Here is an 18189-nt window from a genome sequence, read left to right on the forward strand (position 1 = left end):
TCTGAAAGGAATCGGCTCGGAGTCGGGGGAACTTGCAGGGGGGTACGTCATGGAACGTTCTGCATCTACGGGAGGTTTGGGGAACAAGCGCACGAATACGCCTCAACTCGGTGCGCTGCGGGCGAGCTTAGTCCGACCGGATCATCGCCGTGTCATATTCAGCAAGCACCTGAAATCACCCCCGCGGCAGGAGTACTCTCAACTCCATTTGCACGCTGGGGAATCAATCGCACACTCCGCGTCACGGCGTACGCCGGTGCGAAAACACTCACCGTGACGGGTGAACGCCGCTCCCGTGGCACACGAAGGGCGGGGCGGGACACGGCATCCCGTGTCCCGCCCCGCCCTTCGTCCGGCCCTGTGCGGCCGTGCCGTCACCCCACCGAGGAGTACGCCACGACTCCCCGCAGCAACTGGTCGACCGCCTTGCGGGCGGCCTTCGCCACGGTCGACCCCTCCCCCGGCGCCGCCGCCGCGATCTGGCCCAGCACGTCGATCACCTGCTTGCACCAGCGCACGAAGTCACCCGCGGGCATCTCCGCCTCGCGCAGCACCTCGTCCAGGCCCTTGCCGCCGGCCCACTCGTACGCGGCCCAGGCGAACCCGAGATCCGGCTCCCGCTGTCCGACGCCCTCGGTCTGACTGATCCGGAAGTCCTCCTCGAGGGCGTCCAGGCGCCCCCAGATCCGGACCATCTCGCCGAGCGCGGCCTTCGCCTTCCCGGACGGCACCTTCGGCGCCATCGCGTCGTCGCCGACCCGGGCCTCGTACACCAGGGCGGAGACGCACGCGGCGAGTTCGGCGGGGGCGAGCCCTTCCCAGACGCCCGCCCGCAGGCACTCACTGGCCAGCAGATCGAGCTCGCCGTACAGCCGCGCGAGCCGCTTGCCGTGCTCGGTGACCTCGTTGCCCCGCAGGTAGTCCAGCTCGGTCAGGAGCGCGACGATCCGGTCGAAGGTCCGCGCGATGGTGTTGGTGCGTCCCTCGATCCGCCGCTCCAGCTGCGAGGTGTCCCGCATCAGCCGGTGGTAGCGCTCGGCCCAGCGGGCGTGGTCCTCACGGTCGTCGCACCCGTGACAGGGGTGCGCGCGCAGCGCGGTGCGCAGCCGGGCGATCTCCCGGTCGTCGGCGGCCTCCGAGCGCTTCTTGCGGGCCCGCTCCGGCGGGATGTGCCCGGCCTTGGTGCGCAGCGCCGACGCCAGGTCCCGGCGGGACTGCGGGGAGCGCGGGTTGAAGGACTTGGGGATCCGCATCCGCTCCAGCGCCTCCACCGGCACCGGGAAGTCCATCGACGCCAGCCGCTTGACCTGCCGCTCGGCGGTGAGCACCAGCGGGCGCGGCCCGTCGTGGTGCTCGAAGCCCCGGTGGCCGTTGGACCGCCCGGCGGGCAGCCCCGGGTCCAGCACCAGCGCGAGCCCGGCGTACTTGCCGGTCGGGACATGGATGACGTCACCCGGCTTGAGCTTCTCCAGCGCCACCGCGGCCTCGGCGCGGCGCTGGGCCACGCCCTGGCGGGCCAGCTCCGTCTCCCGGTCCTTCAGCTCGCGGCGCAGCCGCGCGTACTCCTCGAAGTCGCCGAGGTGGCAGGTCATGGAGGCCTTGTAGCCCTCCAGGCCCTCCTCGTTGCGCTGCACCTGCCGGGAGATCCCGACGACCGACTTGTCGGCCTGGAACTGCGCGAACGACGTCTCCAGCAGCTCGCGCGAGCGATGCCGCCCGAACTGCTCGACGAGGTTGACCGCCATGTTGTACGACGGCTTGAAGCTGGAGCGCAGCGGATACGTACGCGTGCCGGCGAGCCCCGCGAGGTGCTCCGGGCTCATCCCCCGCTGCCACAGCACGACCGCATGGCCCTCGACGTCGATGCCACGCCGCCCCGCACGCCCGGTGAGCTGGGTGTACTCACCCGGGGTGATGTCGGCGTGCTGCTCGCCGTTCCACTTGACGAGCTTCTCCAGCACCACCGAGCGCGCGGGCATGTTGATGCCGAGCGCCAGCGTCTCGGTGGCGAAGACGGCCTTCACCAGACCGCGGACGAACAGCTCCTCCACGACCTCCTTGAAGGTCGGCAGCATGCCCGCGTGGTGGGCGGCGATACCGCGCTCCAGGCCCTCCAGCCATTCGTAGTAGCCGAGGACGTGCAGATCCTCGGTCGGGATGGACGCCGTGCGCTCCTCGACCAGGGCGCGCACCCTCGCCCGCGCATCGTCGTCGTTGAGCCGGAGTCCGGCGTACAGACACTGCTGCACGGCGGCCTCGCAGGCGGCGCGGCTGAAGATGAAGGTGATGGCGGGCAGCAGCCCCTCGGCGTCGAGGCGTTCGATGACCTCGGGCCGGCTCGGTGTCCACACCCGCGAGCGCTGCCTGCGCTCCCGCTCGCGGTCGGCCTCGCGCATCGCGCGCCCGCGTCTGCGGTCCTGGTACGACGGCCGGGTCGCCTCCATGCGCGCCAGCCGCGCCAGATCGGGGTTGACGGCCTTCTTGTGCCCCTCGCCCTCCTCGAACAGGTCGTACATCCGGCGGCCGGCCAGCACATGCTGGAACAGCGGCACGGGCCGGTGCTCGGAGACGATCACCTCGGTGTCACCGCGGACGGTGTCCAGCCAGTCGCCGAACTCCTCGGCGTTGGACACGGTGGCCGAGAGGGACACCAGGGTCACCGACTCGGGCAGGTGGATGATCACCTCTTCCCATACGGCACCGCGGAAGCGGTCGGAAAGGTAGTGCACCTCGTCCATGACCACGTACCCGAGGCCGATGAGGGTTTGCGAGCCCGCGTACAGCATGTTCCGCAGCACCTCGGTGGTCATCACGACCACGGGGGCGCCGGAGTTGACGCTGTTGTCGCCGGTGAGCAGGCCGACCTTGTCCGCGCCGTAACGGCGGCACAGGTCGGCGTACTTCTGGTTCGACAGCGCCTTGATGGGCGTCGTGTAGAAGCACTTCTTGCCCTGCTGCAGGGCGAGGTGGACGGCGAACTCGCCCACGATCGTCTTGCCGGAACCGGTGGGGGCGGCCACCAGCACGCCCTTCCCCGCTTCGAGCGCCTGGCAGGCCTCGATCTGGAAGGGGTCGAGGCCGAAGTCGTACATCTCGCGGAAGGAGGCGAGCGCGGTGGCCTGCTCGGCGGCCCGCAGACGGGCAGCCGCATACCGCTCGGCCGGTGAGAGGTCCTCTGTCATCGTGCTTTCGAGCGTACCGGGCCCCACTGACAACAGGACGATCATTATCCGGATCCGGGTTCCGTGAACCCCGGATCCGCGCAGCTCACGGCCCTACGACCCGCACCGCCCCCGGTATGCAGCGCGCGATCAGCGGCAGCGGCCCGAGCGGCTCCCCGTCCGCGTACCCGGTGATGTCACGGGCGGCGATCTCGACCTGCGCGGCCCGCACCACGGTGACCTTGGGATGGGTGACGTGCCCGCCCCGGTAGACGCTCGGGAAGACCCTCAGCAGGGTGGCGCGGGAGCAGTCCCCGACGATGGTGATGTCGAAAAGCCCGTCGGTGAGGTCGGCGCCGGGACAGATCCGCATGCCGCCGCCGTACGACGGACCGTTCCCGACCGCCACCAGCGTGGCCTCGATCTCGCGTACCTCGCCGCCGTCGAGGGTGACCCGGTACGGGAAGGGCCGGAAGGCGGCCAGCTCGGCGAGCATCGCGAGGTCGTACTTCAGGCGGCCGGACGGGCGGCGCATCCGGTTGCCGCGGTCGTTGACCCGGGAGTCGAAGCCGGAGGCGAGGACGGTGCCGAACCAGCGGTCGCCGACCCGTCCGAGGTCGATGTCGCGCAGCCGCGCGCCCTTGAGCCCCTCGGCGATCACCCGGCCCGCGGCGGCCGGGTCCCGCACCGGCAGGCCCAGCGCGCGGGCGAGGTCGTTGCCGGTGCCGACCGCGACCAGGCCGAGCGGGGTGCGCGTGCCGGCGACGGCCTGGAGCGCGAGGTTGGCCATCCCGTCACCGCCGACCGCGACCAGCGCCCCGGTGCCGTCCTCGACGGCCGCACGCGCGCGTGCCAGGGCGTCCCCGGCGTCCGTCCCGATGACCGTCCGTACGGTGAATCCCGCGTCCTGAAAAGCGGCGGCGGCCGGCTGCGCCGCACGGGCGCCCCGGCCGCGGCCCGCGGTGGGATTGACGAAGAGAGTGATCTCGCTGCTCACGGATCAGACCCTATGAGCTGCCCCGCGCTCCTCAGGTCACGTCGTCATAACCGTTGATGCGCTCGGCGGTCGCCTGCTCGGGCAGCGCCCGGCCGGCGGAGACGGGCTCGACCTCGCCGACCGCCTCGGGCGTGAGATCGAGCTCGGAGGCCTCGTCGTCGGCGGGGCCCAGCGCGTCGCGGCGGCGCCTGCGACGGTCGTTGAGCAGGGAGACGGCGACGGCCGCGAAGTACAGGATCCAGATGGGCCCGGCGAGCGCCAGCATGGTCAGCGGGTCGGTGCTCGGGGTCGCGACGGCCGCGAACACGGTGATGCCCATGATCATCCCGCGCCACCAGCCGAGCATGCGCTTGCCGGTGATCGCGCCGCTGAAGTTGAGCATGACCAGCAGCAGCGGCAGCTCGAAGGAGAGGCCGAAGACGACCACCATGCGCGTGACGAGGTCGAGCAGATCGTCGAGCGGCAGCAGGTTCTCGACGCCGAACGGGGTGAACTCGATCAGCACCTTCGCGGTGGTGGGCAGCACCTTGTAGGCGAAGAAGGCGCCCATCAGGAAGAGCGGGAAGCCGGTGGCGACGAAGGCGTACGCGTACTTCTTCTCGTGCCGGTGCAGGCCCGGGGCGACGAAGGCCCAGAGCTGGTAGAGCCAGATCGGCGAGGCCAGCACGACGCCGGCCATCAGCGACACCTTCAGCGCCAGCGTGAAGGGGGTGAGCAGACCGTTGATGGTGATCTGCGCGCACTGCTCCTCGGTGCTGGTCCTGGCCAGTTCCTCGAAGCTCTTCGCACAGCCGACCGACTCGAGGATCGGCTTGGTGAAGAAGCTGATGATGTCCATGTAGAAGAAGGCGGCGGCGATCGTCACGGCGACGATGGCCAGCAGCGCCTTCGCGAGCCGGTTGCGGAGCTCACGAAGGTGTTCCGCGAGGGGCATCCGCCCCTCGGGATCCTTCTCCTTGTTGCGGGCAGGCTTCAGCAACCCACGTTCCCATCTCGTGCAGCGGGCCGGAGGTCACCGGCCCTGCGTCAGCGCTTGGTCGTGTCCGTCGGCTCGGTGACCGGGCGCGAGCTGGTCACGTCGCCGGGCGAGGCCTGGATGACGCGCTGAGCCGGGGGCTGCTCGTCGTTGTTCGGCGGGTCGGCCGGGGCGGGGGTCTTGCCCTCGTCCTTCATCGCCTTGGCCTCGCTCTTGAGGATGCGGGCGGACTTGCCGAGCGACCGAGCCATGTCCGGAAGCTTCTTCGCGCCGAACAGCAGGATGATGACGACGAGGATGAGAATGATCTCGGGAGCTCCGAGCCTTCCGAACATAAGTCTTTACCTTCTCACCGAGGCGGCTTGGGTGGGGAGCTGTCCGACCGGTCGGACACATGTCCGAACGATGGTGCCGACAGCGATCGTAACGCTCAGGGGTGAACGTGAGGCAATCCCTGTGCGTACTCCCGGTCCGCGGTCCGGGCCTCGTTCTCCGAGCCGCGACCAGCAGCGTACCTGCCGCAGGCGGCAAGTTGACAGGGCGAAGCGGCCCAAAACGCATGCGGCGCAGGACTCACAGCCGGTTCCGAGCCGGACTCACAGGGCGTCCGCGGCCCGCGCCGTGCTCACCGCGGCCCGCTCCAGATCCTCCGCCGCCCTGTTGATGCGCCGTGCGGAGTCCGAGACCTGCCTGCCGAGGCGCTGCGCCTCCAGGAAGACCCGCACCGCGAGCACACCGAGAACGGCAAGACCCAGGAAACCCACAGCGATCGCGAACATCGGCCAGAACATGACGCCGAGCCTAGAGGGTCGAGTGCAGCCGCAGGGTACGGACCCCACCGCCGGTGAGCAGCTCGACGATCCGCTCCCCGGCCGGCTTGCGCACGGACGCCCCGCACTCCGGGCAGGTGAAGGAGTAGAAGGTGGTGCGGCTGGTGGCACCGATGGCCAGCCGCAGCGCGCTCGCGGCGAGTTCGAACCGCCCGCGGCAGTCCGGACAGCCGGCCCGGAACCGCACGGGGCTCACACCCCGCATCCCCGCGAACGCGGACGCCACCGACGCACCGGGCACCACGGAATCACTCAAGCCCATCCACCCCTCATGACTGGTCGTCCGCCTCCGGGACGCCCCCGGCCGGTGCCGGGGCGCCCCTCCGGCTCACTCCCGGATGCCGTTGTCCTGCGTGCTCTGCGCCTCGACCCCGTCGTACGCCGCCAGCGCCTCCTGGGCCGCCCGGCGGGCGCTCTCGGCCAGCTCGGGCGGCGCGACGATACGGCCCTCCCGGCCGAGCCGGAGCGCGAGACGCTTCAGCGACGCGGGGTCGGGCGTCCGCAGACAGATACGCAGCCCGCCGTCCGGCAGCTCATCCGCACTGTCGTGCGGGTAGTACTCCGCCACCCAGCGCCCGCCCGGGCCGACCTCGACGATGACCTCCGGGTCCTCGGCGGCGGGCTGCACCAGCCCCTCGGAGAGGTCCCGCAGCTCCACCTCGGGCGGCGCGGACGGCTCGTCGAGGATCCTGATCTCGGCGACCCGGTCGAGCCGGAAGGTGCGGCGCGCCTCGGAGCGGCGGCACCAGGCCTCCACATAGGTGTGCCCGACGCTGACCAGGCGGACCGGGTCGATCTCGCGCTCGGTGACCTCGTCGCGGGCCGGGGAGTAATAGCGGATCCACAGCCTGCGGCGCTCGGAGATCGCCCGGTCCACGTCGGCGAAGACACCGCCCTCGGACTCGAAGGTCACCGAGAGACGGGCGCTGGCCCCGGCGGCCTCTCCGGCCGCGGTCTCCACCTTGGCGGTGGCCCGCAGCAGCGCCTGCCGGTCGCCCTCGCGCAGACCGGGCAGCGTGGACACCGCGCGGGCGGCGACCAGCAGCGCGGTCGCCTCGTCGGAGGCGAGCCGCAGGGGCTCGGCGACATCGTCGGGGTTGTGCCACCAGATGCGCTCGCCGTCGGTGTCGATGTCCAGCAGATCGCCGCCGCGGAAGCTGGTGCCGCACATGGGCAGCACGTCGAGGTCCGAGACCAGCTCGTCCTCGGTGATGCCGAAGGCGCGCGCGACATCCTCGACCCGGGCGCCGGGCCGCTCCCTGAGATAGGTCACCAGGGAGAGCATCCGCCGCGTCTGGTCGATGGCGTTCACGTGCCTGACCGGTTTGCCTGCCACAGTCCTCGTCCGCTCCCCCTCAGCCCTTGGCCACGGCACGCAGCCGGTCCATCACGTCGGCCCGCAGTTCGGCGGGCTCCAGCACGACGACATCGGGACCGAACTCCACCAGCCAGGCGTCCAGGCCGTGCCCGTACGGAATCTCCAACTCGTCCCAGCCGTCGCCGAGTTCCCGGACCCGGCTGGCTTTCGCCCGCAAGGGGTACCCGGCGCCGGTCCGCAGCCGGATCACCGCGGAACGGTCCGCGGTCTCCCCCGCCCATCCGGCGACGGTCTCCCGCACGGTGACGACATCCGGCACCGGCACGGTGAACTTGCCGCCGCGCGAGCGCACCTTGCCGGTGATCCGGGAGAGCCGGAACACCCGCTCGGCGCCCCGGTCCCGGTCCCAGCCCGCCAGGTACCAGTGGCCGCGCCAGCACTCCAGCGCCCAGGGCTCGACATGCCGGGGCTCGGGGCGCGCGGCGGTGGCCTTGCGGTACTCGAAGGCGACCGGGCGGCGGTCGCGGCAGGCCAGCATCAGCGGCTCGAAGGCGGCCTCGTGCACGGGGATCCGCGGCTCCAGCGCGCCATGAGCCTCGTAGGGATCGACGTCCTCGGGCAGTCCCGCCGCGCGCAGCTTCTGCAGGGCGCCGCTGGCCGCTCCGGCGAGCCGGACCTGCTGCCACACCTTGGCGGCGAGACCGAGGGCGGCGGCCTCCTCGGCGTCCAGGGTGATGGGCGGCAGCCGGTTGCTGTCCCGGCGGGCCAGATAGCCGATCTCGCCGTCCAGGCTCTCCACGGTCTCGATGACCAGACCAAGCTCACGCAGATCGTCCTTGTCCCGCTCGAACATGCGGTTGAAGGAGTCGTCGGAGCCGGCTTCCAGGTAGGCCTCGATGGACTCGCGCAGCTCGCGCTTGCTCAGCGGCCGCCGCGTCCCGAGCAGACACAGCGCCAGATTCATGAGCCGCTCGGCCTTGGCAATGGCCATCGATGCCCTTCGCCTTCCCTATGGTGCTTACGACCGATGACCGTACCGCTCCCAGGTGGCGCGGCAAAAGCCGAGGGCCCATGCCCGGACAGGCATGGGCCCCAGGTGATCGGGTCCGGTCGTACGACGATCAGACCCAAGTGATCGGACCGGAGTGACCGGACCCGGGTGATCAGACCCGGGTGATCAGACCCCGAGGAGGTCGACCACGAAGATCAGGGTCTCGCCCGGCTTGATCGCCGGGGTCGGGCTCTGGTTGCCGTAGGCGAGGTGCGCCGGGATGGTCAGCTGGCGGCGGCCGCCGACCTTCATGCCCTGCACGCCCTGGTCCCAGCCCTTGATGACGCGGCCGCCACCGAGCGGGAAGCGGAACGGGGTACCGCGGTTCCAGCTGGCGTCGAACTCCTCGCCCGTGCTGAAGGCGACACCGACGTAGTGCACGGTGACGGTCTGGCCGGCCTGGGCCACCTCGCCGTCGCCCTCCCAGATGTCCTTGATCTCGAGGTCCGCCGGCGGCTCGCCACCCGGGAAGTCGATCTCCGGCTTGTCGATGCTCACGTGTTCAGCTCCATGCTTGTGGTGTAGAGACAACGGTCACAGTCTTACATCCCCCAAGGGGTCACATCTTCGCCAGGATGTCGACCGAGAAGACCAGCGTGGAGTCCTTCTTGATGCCGCTGCCCTGCGGGGGGTTGTCGCCGTAACCGAGGTCCGGCGGGATGACGACGAGGACACGGCTGCCGACCTTCTTGCCGGTCAGACCCTGCGCCCAGCCCTTGACGACCTGCTGGAGCGAGAAGGAGGCGAGCTGCTTGTTGGTGTAGGTGGCGTCGAACTCCTTGCCGCCGTCCCACAGCACGCCCTTGTACTGCACCAGCACGCTGTCCTCGGCGCCGACCTTCTCGCCGTCGCCTTCCAGGACGTAGCTCGCCACCAGCTTCGTCGGCGCGTCGGTGTCCGGGACCTCGATGGAGGGCGCCTTGCCGTCGGTGTTGGTGCCGACCTTGGGCAGGTCCACGCTGTCCTGGGCGACCTCGGTGCCCTTGGCGGAGCTCTTGGCGTTGAAGGTGCCCTGCACGTCCACCACGAAGACCAGCGTGTCGGTGCCCTTGATGCCCGCCTGGCTGTTGCCCTGCGTGCCGTAGCCCCAGGTCGGGGGGACGGCCATCTGCACGCGGCTGCCGACCTTCTTGCCGGCCAGGGCGTAGCGCCAGCCGTCGATGATGCTGCCCTGGGCGAGCTGGATGACCAGCGGGGTCTTGCGGTCGTAGGAGTTGTCGAAGACCTTCGCCGTGGCCCAGACCTGGCCGAGGTAGTTGGCCTGGACGTAGTCGTTCTCCGCGACGGTGCCGCCGTTGCCCGCGATCACCGTCTTGACGGCGAGGTCCTTCGACGGGTCGCCGCTGCCCTTGGCGATGGTCGGCTTCTCGCCGAGCTTCGTGCCCGCGGTGATCGCCGGCAACGGGCCGTCCACGATCTTCGGCGACGGCGCGGCCGACGGCTGGGAGGCCGAGGGTGACGGGCTGTCGCTCGCCTCGCTCGATCCGGAATCCTCGTCCCCGCATGCGGCGAGCGTGGCGAGTCCGGCGGGTACGGCAATGAGAAGTGAGCGTCGGCGCACGGTGGGGGCCTCGTAATCGGTCGATCTTGTAGATGGCGTGCGCGCAACTCTACGGCGTGAGAAGGGCGCCGTACGGGAAACGTACGGCGCCCGCGTTGCGTTCCGGCACAGCGGCCGGAACGCGTCGCTCACATACCGGCGATCAGTTTCTCCACCCGGTCGTCCACGGAACGGAACGGGTCCTTGCACAACACGGTCCGCTGAGCCTGGTCGTTGAGCTTGAGGTGGACCCAGTCGACGGTGAAGTCCCGGCGCTGTTCCTGGGCCCTGCGGATGAAGTCGCCGCGCAACCGGGCCCGAGTGGTCTGCGGCGGAACGGACTTGCCTTCGAAGATCTTCAAGTCGTTGCAGATCCGGGCTGCTTGACCCTTCTTCTCCAGCAGGTAGTACAGGCCACGACGGCGGTGGATGTCGTGGTAGGCGAGGTCTATCTGCGCGACCCGCGGATGCGACATGGTCATGTTGTTCTTGGCGCGGTAGCGCTCGATGAGCTGGTACTTCATGACCCAGTCGATCTCGGTGCCGATGCGGTCGAGGTCCTCGGACTCGATCGAGTCCAGCGTGCGGCCCCACAGCTCCAGCACCTGCTCGACGGTGCCGGTGCGGATCCCGCGGCGCTCGCAGAAGTCCACGGCCTTCTCGTAGTACTCCCGCTGCACCTCCAGCGCGGAGGCCTCCCGGCCGCTGGCCAGCCGCACCTTGCGGCGGCCGGTGATGTCATGGCTGACCTCGCGGATCGCCCGGATCGGGTTCTCCAGGGTCAGGTCCCGCATCACCGTGCCCGCCTCGATCATGCGCAGCACCAGGTCGGTGGCGCCGACCTTGAGCAGCATGGTCGTCTCGGACATGTTCGAGTCGCCCACGATGACGTGCAGCCGGCGGTAGCGCTCGGCGTCGGCGTGCGGTTCGTCGCGGGTGTTGATGATGGGCCGGGAGCGGGTCGTCGCCGAGGAGACACCCTCCCAGATGTGCTCGGCGCGCTGGCTCACGCAGTACACGGCCCCGCGCGGGGTCTGCAGCACCTTGCCCGCCCCGCACAGCAGCTGGCGCGTGACCAGGAACGGAATGAGGATGTCCGCGAGCCGGGAGAACTCCCCGTGCCGGGCGACGAGATAGTTCTCGTGGCACCCGTAGGAGTTGCCGGCCGAGTCGGTGTTGTTCTTGAAGAGGTAGACGTCGCCCGCGATTCCTTCCTCGTGCAGGCGTCGTTCCGCGTCTACCAGTAGCCCTTCCAGAATGCGTTCGCCGGCCTTGTCGTGGGTGACCAGCTCGGTCACGTTGTCACATTCGGGTGTCGCGTATTCCGGATGTGAGCCCACGTCGAGATAGAGGCGGGCGCCGTTCCGCAGGAAGACATTGCTGCTGCGGCCCCATGACACGACACGGCGGAAGAGGTACCGCGCCACCTCGTCAGGCGACAGGCGGCGCTGTCCCCTGAACGTGCACGTGACGCCGTACTCGTTCTCCAGCCCGAAAATGCGGCGGTCCATGACTGAACATTACGCCCGATCCCCTGTGCTGAAACGGGGTTCGACGGCACGGTTTGGATCATTTTCCGATGAAGCCGCAATCACCGCCCCCTGCCCGGACGCTGCCAGGACCCGCCCGGTGGCCAGCAGGACCAGCAGGGACACGCCTCCCGCGGCCCCCGGAACGGCGAAGCCCCACAGGGCCCCACCGGCCTCGACGACCGGGCCGGTGAGCCCTGTTCCGACCGACGCGCCGACGGTGAACGTGGTCACGAGCCAGGAGAAGGCCTCGGTGACCGTCCCGCGGGGAGCGTGCCGGTCGACGAGCACAAACGCACAAGCGATACAGGGCGCGAGGAACACACCCGACAGCAGCGTCAGCAGCACCATGGGAACCGTGTCCGGCATCAGCAACAGCGGCAGGTAGCACACCGCCAGAAGGGCCGTCAGGACCGCCAGTCGCCGCGCGGGTTCCCCCGCCCACTGCCGGGCCCCGTACACGGTGCCGCCGATCAGCGCGCCCAGCCCCAGCGCCGCCATCAGCCAGCCGTACACCGCGTCACCGCCGTGATCGTCCGCGTACGGCACCGAAGCGACCGTGATGGAGCCCAGCGCGATGCCGACGAACAGGAACGCGGCCAGCAGCGCCAGCAGTCCGGGCGAGCGCAGCGCGCCCAGCCAGTGCGCCTCGCGCGGCGCCGAACGCCACGCGCGCGAGGGCGGCGAGACGACCACGGAGAGCGCGCCGAGGACACCGATCACGTTCAGCACGAGCAGCGCCGCCTGCGCGGACCACAGCGCCGTGCACAGCGTCACCAGCAACGGTCCGACGGTGAACATCACTTCCTGCGCCACGGCGTCCATGGCGTACGCCGTGTGCACCTGCCCCTCCTTGGGCAGGACCGAGGGCCACAGCGCCCGCAGTCCGCCCTCCAGCGGCGGCGTGAACAGACCGGCGGCGGCGACCGCCGCGTAGGCGAGCGGCAGCGGCCCGATGCCCGCGAAGGCGAATGCGGCCATCGCGAGCGCCGACACGACCGCGGACGGCAGCTGCACCCGCGGCTGCCCGTGCAGGTCGACCAGCCTGCCGAGCAGCGGCTGCCCCACGGCGTTGGCGACGCCGTAGACCGCGGCCAGCGCCCCGGCGAGGCTGTAGCTGCCGCCCTCGGCGCGCACGAACAGCACGATCGCGATGGCGGCGGTGGCGTTCGGCAGCCGGCCCACCAGCGTGCCGACGAGCAGCCGCGTGGCGTGCCTCGCCCTGAGGATCTCCAGGTATCCCGCGGCCATGTTCGCCCACTCCTCGCCGTGACCCATGAGGTTTTACGTATAACGTCCTTCGTCATACGTACCATGTGCGCTGTTCACACGTCCAGACGAAAGCGCAGGCCCACGGTGGTACGAGGCAGTACGCGCCCCACGAGCCGTGACGTCGCCCACGCCGCGGGCGTCTCGCAGGCCGCGGTCTCCCTCGTGCTCGGCGACAAATGGCGCGGCCGGGTCTCCGAAGCCACCGCCGAACGGGTCCGCCAGGCCGCCCGCGAGCTCGGCTACCGGCCCAACCTCGCCGCCCGCAATCTCCGCCTCGGCCGCACCCGCACGGTCCTGCTGGTCGTCCCGGCGCTCACCACCGAGTTCTTCGCCGGTGTCTACACCGGCGCCGCCCGCGTCGCCGCCGCCCACGGCTTCGGCGTCGTCCTGTACCCCTCCCCCGAAGGCATCGGCCCCGCCCGCGACCCCTTCGCCTCCGCCCAGGCCGCCCTCGACGGCGTCATCGCCTCCTCCATGGCCGCCGACGCCCTCACCGACATCCGCGGCGACCAGCTGCCCCTGGTCATGCTCGACAGCGACCCGGCCGGCAGCCTCGGCGCGGCCACCGTCAACCTCGACATCGCCGACGGCGTGCGCCAGATCGCCGACCACCTGCTGGGCCTCGGCCACCGCCGCTTCCTGCACCTCGCTGCGGACGTGCCCTCCTGGACCTTCGAGGTCCGCGCCCGCGAACTGCACGCCCGCGTGGCCGCCGTCCCGGGCGCCGCACTGACGACGGCACCCGCGCCCATCTCGATCGAGGGCGCCCAGCGCGCCGCCGAGACCGCCCTCGCCGCGCCCGGCCCCCGCCCCACCGCCCTGGTCTGCGACGACGACAAACTCGCCGCCGGCGCCTACAAGGCGGCCCGACGCCTCGGCCTGCGCATCCCCGAGGACCTCTCGGTCACCGGCCTGGACGACCTCGCCCTCGCCACCGCCATCGACCCGGAGCTGACGACCGTCCGGCTGGACGCCGAGCTCTTCGGGGAACGCGGCATGCAAGCCCTCCTCGCCGTCCTGGACGGCCGGGAACCCGAGGCGGGCGACATCCCCGTGGAACTGGTCGTACGGGGCTCCACGGCCCCGCCGCGCGCCTCCTGAGACACCCCTGCCCCGGCCGAGGGATCGGCCGGGGCAGGTACTGCGGGTCAGGCAGGAGGGATCAGCCGGGCGGAATCACTCCTCGTCGGAGTCGTCCGGGCCGTCCGCGCTCTCGGCCTCGGTGGACGCGCCGCCGACCTCCAGCAGCCGGCCGAGCTGACGGCCGACGATGCGCTTGAACTTGCGCTTCTGCGGACGCGTCCGGTCCAGCACCGCCACCTCGAGCCGCTCCGTGGGGATCTCCCGCTGCGAGCCGTTGGACTCCCGGGACAGCGCCTGCACGGCCAGCTTCAGCGCCTCCGCCAGCGTCATGCCGTCCTGGTGCCGCTGGTCCAGGTAGGTGCTGATCAGCTCGGCGTTGCCACCGACGGCCACCGAACCGTGCTCGTCGACGATCGAGCCGTCGTGCGGCAGCCGGTAGATCTGGTCGCCCTCGGGCGTCTCCCCGACCTCCGCGACGACGAGCTCCACCTCGTACGGCTTCTCCGCCGCGGAGGAGAAGATCGTGCCCAGCGTCTGCGCGTAGACGTTCGCCAGACCGCGCGCCGTCACGTCGTCCCGGTCGTAGGTGTAGCCCCGCAGGTCGGCGTAGCGCACACCGCCGATCCGCAGGTTCTCGTACTCGTTGTACTTGCCGGCGGCCGCGAAGCCGATCCGGTCGTAGATCTCGCTGAACTTGTGCAGCGCGCGGGACGGGTTCTCACCGACGAACACGATGCCGTCGGCATACTGCAGCACGACCAGGCTGCGACCGCGTGCGATGCCCTTGCGGGCGTACTCCGCCCGGTCGGCCATGGCCTGCTGGGGGGAGACATAGAACGGCGTCGACACCGGTTATCCGTCCCTTTCTGTCGGAGTCACAGGATCACCTTGATAAGACCGGACCGCCGCCTACAGCAGCGCGGCCCGCGGGCCGTCGGGCTGCTCCAGGCGCCGCTCCAGGATCGAGCGGGCGATCTCGGAGGACTCCTGGTCGGTCAGCCGGCGGAAGCCGTCCTCGGTGATCACGGTGACGATCGGGTAGATCCGGCGGGCGACATCGGGACCACCGGTCGCCGAGTCGTCGTCAGCCGCGTCGTACAGGGCCTGCACCACCAGGGTGGTCGCCTGGTCCTCGGCCAGGTCGTCCCGGTAGAGCTTCTTCATGGCGCCGCGCGCGAAGATCGAACCGGAGCCGGTGGACGCGTAGCCGTGCTCCTCGGAACGGCCGCCGGTCACGTCGTAGGAGAAGATGCGGCCCTTGCCGCGGTCCACGTCGTAGCCCGCGAAGAGCGGGACGACGGCCAGACCCTGCATGGCCATGCCCAAGTTGGAGCGGATCATGGTCGACAGCCGGTTCGCCTTGCCCTCCAGCGACAGCTGGGCGCCCTCGACCTTTTCGAAGTGCTCCAGCTCCAGCTGGAACAGCTTCACCATCTCGACGGCGAGACCGGCGGTGCCGGCGATGCCGACGGCCGAGTACTCGTCGGCGGGGAAGACCTTCTCGATGTCCCGCTGGGCGATGACATTGCCCATCGTCGCCCGCCGGTCACCGGCGAGCACGACGCCCCCGGGGAACGTCGCGGCCACAATGGTCGTCCCGTGCGGCGCCTCGATCACGCCCTGCACGGGCGGCAGTTGCCGCTTGCCGGGCAGCATTTCGGGCTGATGCTCGGAGAGAAAGTCCATGAAGGACGAGGACCCGGGCGTCAGGAAGGCAGCTGGTAGACGCCCGGTGCTACGAGTGTTGGCTTCCACGCGATTCCTTCCACGTAAGCAGCAGCCCGCCTCATGACGTCGGGCCGATCCTTGAACTGCCCCAGTGCAGCGTTGCAGCTGAAGCACAGTACGCCACGGACCCTACCCGTCTCATGGCAGTGATCCACATGCTCAGGCAGAGCAGCCAAACATACGCAACACACCCCGCCTTGAGAGCCGATCAACTCATCACGCTCGGCTTCGGTGATGCCGTACTGCCGCTTCAGATGGCCTTGCCGGCCCTGGATCGCCCGGCACGCTTTGCAGCGCGTGGACAGACCATCGGAGGCGGTTGCATTGCGGTGCCATGCAGAGTGCGGCTTGATCTCGCCGCACGTCCGGCAGAGCTTGTGCCCGGCCGGCACCTCGGCTTTCTCCCGAACCGGCTTGCCCATGGCCTCCCGGCGCCGCCGGTAGTGCGCGGCGCTGTACTCCGCCACGCACTCCCTGCAGTGCACCTGGAGGCCATCTCTCCTATTCCTGTCGCGCGAGAATGCATCAAGCGGCCGATCCCGTCGGCACTTTCTGCACTCCTTCGCGTTCGGCTCGTCCTCCACCTCGAACCCCCGCCACTTTCAATTCGAAGGCAAGGCCGCCAAACGACCTTTACTGCCCACCTTTTTGCACGAAGCTTCGCACGAAATCCTCGGCATTTTCCTCGAGTACGTCGTCGATCTCGTCCAAGACCGAGTCGACGTCGTCGCTCAGCTTCTCCTGACGCTCCTTGAGGTCCTCGGAAGCCTGGGCCTCTGTGGCCTGCTCCTCGACCTCCTCGTTGGAGCGTGTGGCCTTCTGCTGTCCGCCGCCGGTGTCCTTGGTTGCCATAACCCTCACCCCGCTCAGTTCGCCCGACATGGTCGCCAGGTCGACATTCCTGCCGATCGGTGATGATCAGACCCTACAAGCCCGGTCTGACATCGGCCCCGCACTTTCCACAACGTGCGGGGGCCACCTCGATGATTCCCGGACGGCGGGATTTCCACCCTGTCCGGCTGCCTCGCCCCGGGTACCCGCTCAGCCGCCGGACAGCACCCTGACCAGGTCTTCCGCGGTGCGGCAGCGGTCCAGGAGCTCCTTGACGTGATTACGCGTTCCGCGAAGCGGTTCGAGGGTTGGGACCCGCTGCAGGGAGTCCCGGCCCGGCAGATCGAAGATCACCGAGTCCCAGGAGGCCGCGGCGACGTCGTCGGCGTACTGCTCCAGACAGCGACCCCGGAAGTAGGCGCGCGTGTCCTCCGGCGGCTTGGTGCGGGCCCTCTCGACGTCGGCCTCGTCCAGGAGCCGCTTCATCCGCCCGCGGGCGACGAGGCGGTTGTAGAGGCCCTTCTCGGGGCGTACGTCGGCGTACTGGAGGTCGACGAGGTGGAGCCGGGCGGCGTCCCAGTCGAGGGCGTCCCGGCGCCGGTAGCCCTCCATCAGCTCCCGCTTGGCGACCCAGTCCAGCTCGCCGGCCAGGCTCATGGGGTCGTTCTCCAGGCGGTTGAGGGTGTCCTCCCAGCGGGCAAGGACGTCCTTGGTCTGGTCGTCGGCGTCGGCCCCGAAGCGCTCCTCGACGTACTTGCGGGACAGCTCGTAGTACTCCATCTGGAGCTGCACCGCGGTGAGTGTGCGGCCGCTGCGGAGCGTGACCAGACGCTTCAGGGTGGCGTCGTGGGAGACCTGGTGGAGGGTGCGCACCGGCTGGTCCACGGCGAGGTCGACGGCGATGAAGCCGTCCTCGATCATGGACAGCACCAGCGCCGTCGTGCCCAGCTTGAGGTACGTGGAGATCTCGGAGAGGTTCGCGTCCCCGATGATCACGTGCAGCCGGCGGTACTTCTCGGCGTCGGCGTGCGGCTCGTCGCGGGTGTTGATGATCGGGCGCTTCAGCGTCGTCTCCAGGCCCACCTCGACCTCGAAGTAGTCCGCCCGCTGGCTGAGCTGGAAGCCGTGCTCGTGGCCGTCCTGGCCGATGCCGACGCGGCCCGCGCCGGCGAAGACCTGGCGGGAGACGAAGAAGGGCGTGAGGTGGCGCACGATGTCCGAGAAGGGGGTCTCCCGCTTCATCAGGTAGTTCTCGTGCGTGCCGTAGGAGGCGCCCTTGTTGTCGGTGTTGTTCTTGTAGAGGTGGATCGGCTGGGCGCCCGGCAGCTGTGCGGCGCGCTCCGCGGCCTCGGCCATGATCCGCTCGCCCGCCTTGTCCCAGAGCACGGCGTCCCGCGGATTGGTGACCTCGGGGGCGCTGTACTCGGGGTGGGCGTGGTCGACGTAGAGCCGCGCGCCGTTGGTGAGGATGACATTGGCCAGGCCGATGTCCTCGTCCGTGAGCTGGGTGGAGTCGGCGGCCTCGCGGGCGAGGTCGAAGCCTCGCGCGTCGCGCAGCGGATTCTCCTCCTCGAAGTCCCAGCGGGCCCGGCGGGCCCGGTGCATCGCCGCCGCGTAGGCGTTGACGATCTGGGATGAGGTGAGCATGGCATTGGCGTTGGGGTGACCGGGGACGGAGATCCCGTACTCCGTCTCGATGCCCATTACTCGCCGTACGGTCATGCGGCCCTCCTTGCCCGGCGGCGCCCTCGGTCGGGGGCGCTGCTCAAGTACCGCTGGTGCTCCGGTGCGTGTGCGGTGCCCGTCCCCGCACTGCGCGACTCGGCGGTACGGAAGAGCCTAGAACGCCTTTGCGCTGGTGGGGAGATCATTT

General features: G+C 70.0%; 18 protein-coding genes. 1 reads left to right on the forward strand and 17 read right to left on the reverse strand.

What is annotated here, in order from left to right; genetic code table 11:
• Positions 1 to 374: 374 nt before the first annotated feature.
• From M8H82_RS26830 to M8H82_RS26885, 12 genes are all read right to left on the reverse strand, one after another.
• Positions 375 to 3227 carry an RNA helicase gene (locus M8H82_RS26830; protein ID WP_250077618.1) on the reverse strand — a complete coding sequence of 951 codons (2853 nt, stop codon included), beginning with the start codon at positions 3225 to 3227 and terminating at the stop codon, positions 375 to 377.
• Between the two features lie 40 nt (positions 3228 to 3267).
• On the reverse strand, positions 3268 to 4158 hold the full coding sequence (locus tag M8H82_RS26835) for a diacylglycerol kinase (protein WP_250077619.1): 891 nt from the start codon (positions 4156 to 4158) through the stop codon (positions 3268 to 3270).
• A 31-nt stretch (positions 4159 to 4189) separates the two neighbouring features.
• Positions 4190 to 5137, reverse strand: a complete 948-nt coding sequence (gene tatC, locus M8H82_RS26840; protein ID WP_250077620.1) for a twin-arginine translocase subunit TatC — start codon at positions 5135 to 5137, stop codon at positions 4190 to 4192.
• Between the two features lie 47 nt (positions 5138 to 5184).
• Positions 5185 to 5469, reverse strand: a complete 285-nt coding sequence (gene tatA, locus M8H82_RS26845; RefSeq protein WP_250077621.1) for a Sec-independent protein translocase subunit TatA — start codon at positions 5467 to 5469, stop codon at positions 5185 to 5187.
• A 261-nt stretch (positions 5470 to 5730) separates the two neighbouring features.
• Complete coding sequence (locus tag M8H82_RS26850; protein WP_250077622.1) at positions 5731 to 5925, reverse strand: hypothetical protein; 195 nt, start codon at positions 5923 to 5925, stop codon at positions 5731 to 5733.
• A gap of 10 nt (positions 5926 to 5935) precedes the next feature.
• A complete protein-coding gene (locus tag M8H82_RS26855) occupies positions 5936 to 6226 on the reverse strand; it encodes a hypothetical protein (RefSeq protein WP_374211700.1) in 291 nt (96 codons plus the stop codon).
• Between the two features lie 66 nt (positions 6227 to 6292).
• Positions 6293 to 7300, reverse strand: coding sequence for a WYL domain-containing protein (locus tag M8H82_RS26860; RefSeq protein ID WP_250077623.1), 1008 nt, complete (start codon positions 7298 to 7300; stop codon positions 6293 to 6295).
• A 19-nt stretch (positions 7301 to 7319) separates the two neighbouring features.
• Positions 7320 to 8273 carry a YafY family protein gene (locus tag M8H82_RS26865; RefSeq protein WP_250077624.1) on the reverse strand — a complete coding sequence of 318 codons (954 nt, stop codon included), beginning with the start codon at positions 8271 to 8273 and terminating at the stop codon, positions 7320 to 7322.
• A gap of 186 nt (positions 8274 to 8459) precedes the next feature.
• The gene (locus M8H82_RS26870) at positions 8460 to 8831 is read right to left on the reverse strand and encodes an FKBP-type peptidyl-prolyl cis-trans isomerase (protein WP_030835713.1); all 372 of its coding nucleotides are present in this window, start codon (positions 8829 to 8831) and stop codon (positions 8460 to 8462) included.
• Positions 8832 to 8892: 61 nt separating this feature from the next.
• Complete coding sequence (locus M8H82_RS26875; protein WP_250077625.1) at positions 8893 to 9894, reverse strand: FKBP-type peptidyl-prolyl cis-trans isomerase; 1002 nt, start codon at positions 9892 to 9894, stop codon at positions 8893 to 8895.
• Positions 9895 to 10022: 128 nt separating this feature from the next.
• On the reverse strand, positions 10023 to 11384 hold the full coding sequence (gene pafA, locus M8H82_RS26880; RefSeq protein ID WP_250077626.1) for a Pup--protein ligase: 1362 nt from the start codon (positions 11382 to 11384) through the stop codon (positions 10023 to 10025).
• A gap of 9 nt (positions 11385 to 11393) precedes the next feature.
• Complete coding sequence (locus M8H82_RS26885; protein WP_250077627.1) at positions 11394 to 12653, reverse strand: MFS transporter; 1260 nt, start codon at positions 12651 to 12653, stop codon at positions 11394 to 11396.
• A 63-nt stretch (positions 12654 to 12716) separates the two neighbouring features.
• Between M8H82_RS26885 and M8H82_RS26890 the strand changes: the two genes are divergently transcribed.
• Positions 12717 to 13775 (forward strand): LacI family DNA-binding transcriptional regulator, encoded by a 1059-nt coding sequence (locus M8H82_RS26890; protein ID WP_284049379.1) that lies wholly within the window; start codon positions 12717 to 12719, stop codon positions 13773 to 13775.
• 75 nt (positions 13776 to 13850) lie between these two features.
• Here the strand turns inward: M8H82_RS26890 and prcA are convergent, their stop codons facing one another.
• The 5 genes from prcA to dop form a co-directional block, all read right to left on the reverse strand.
• Positions 13851 to 14606 (reverse strand): proteasome subunit alpha, encoded by a 756-nt coding sequence (gene prcA, locus M8H82_RS26895; protein WP_250077628.1) that lies wholly within the window; start codon positions 14604 to 14606, stop codon positions 13851 to 13853.
• 60 nt (positions 14607 to 14666) lie between these two features.
• Complete coding sequence (prcB, locus tag M8H82_RS26900) at positions 14667 to 15512, reverse strand: proteasome subunit beta (protein WP_250077629.1); 846 nt, start codon at positions 15510 to 15512, stop codon at positions 14667 to 14669.
• Entirely contained in the window at positions 15464 to 15952 is a 489-nt protein-coding gene (locus tag M8H82_RS26905; protein WP_250077630.1) for an endonuclease VII domain-containing protein, read from the reverse strand. The genes prcB and M8H82_RS26905 overlap by 49 nt, the downstream gene beginning before the upstream one ends.
• 166 nt (positions 15953 to 16118) lie before the next feature.
• Positions 16119 to 16337, reverse strand: a complete 219-nt coding sequence (locus tag M8H82_RS26910; RefSeq protein ID WP_250077631.1) for a ubiquitin-like protein Pup — start codon at positions 16335 to 16337, stop codon at positions 16119 to 16121.
• Between the two features lie 189 nt (positions 16338 to 16526).
• A complete protein-coding gene (dop, locus tag M8H82_RS26915; protein WP_351981014.1) occupies positions 16527 to 18038 on the reverse strand; it encodes a depupylase/deamidase Dop in 1512 nt (503 codons plus the stop codon).
• Between the last annotated feature and the right edge of the window lie 151 nt (positions 18039 to 18189).

Origin of the sequence: Streptomyces sp. YS415 (genome assembly GCF_023544665.1) — a bacterium.
Taxonomy (GTDB): Bacteria; Actinomycetota; Actinomycetes; order Streptomycetales; family Streptomycetaceae; genus Streptomyces.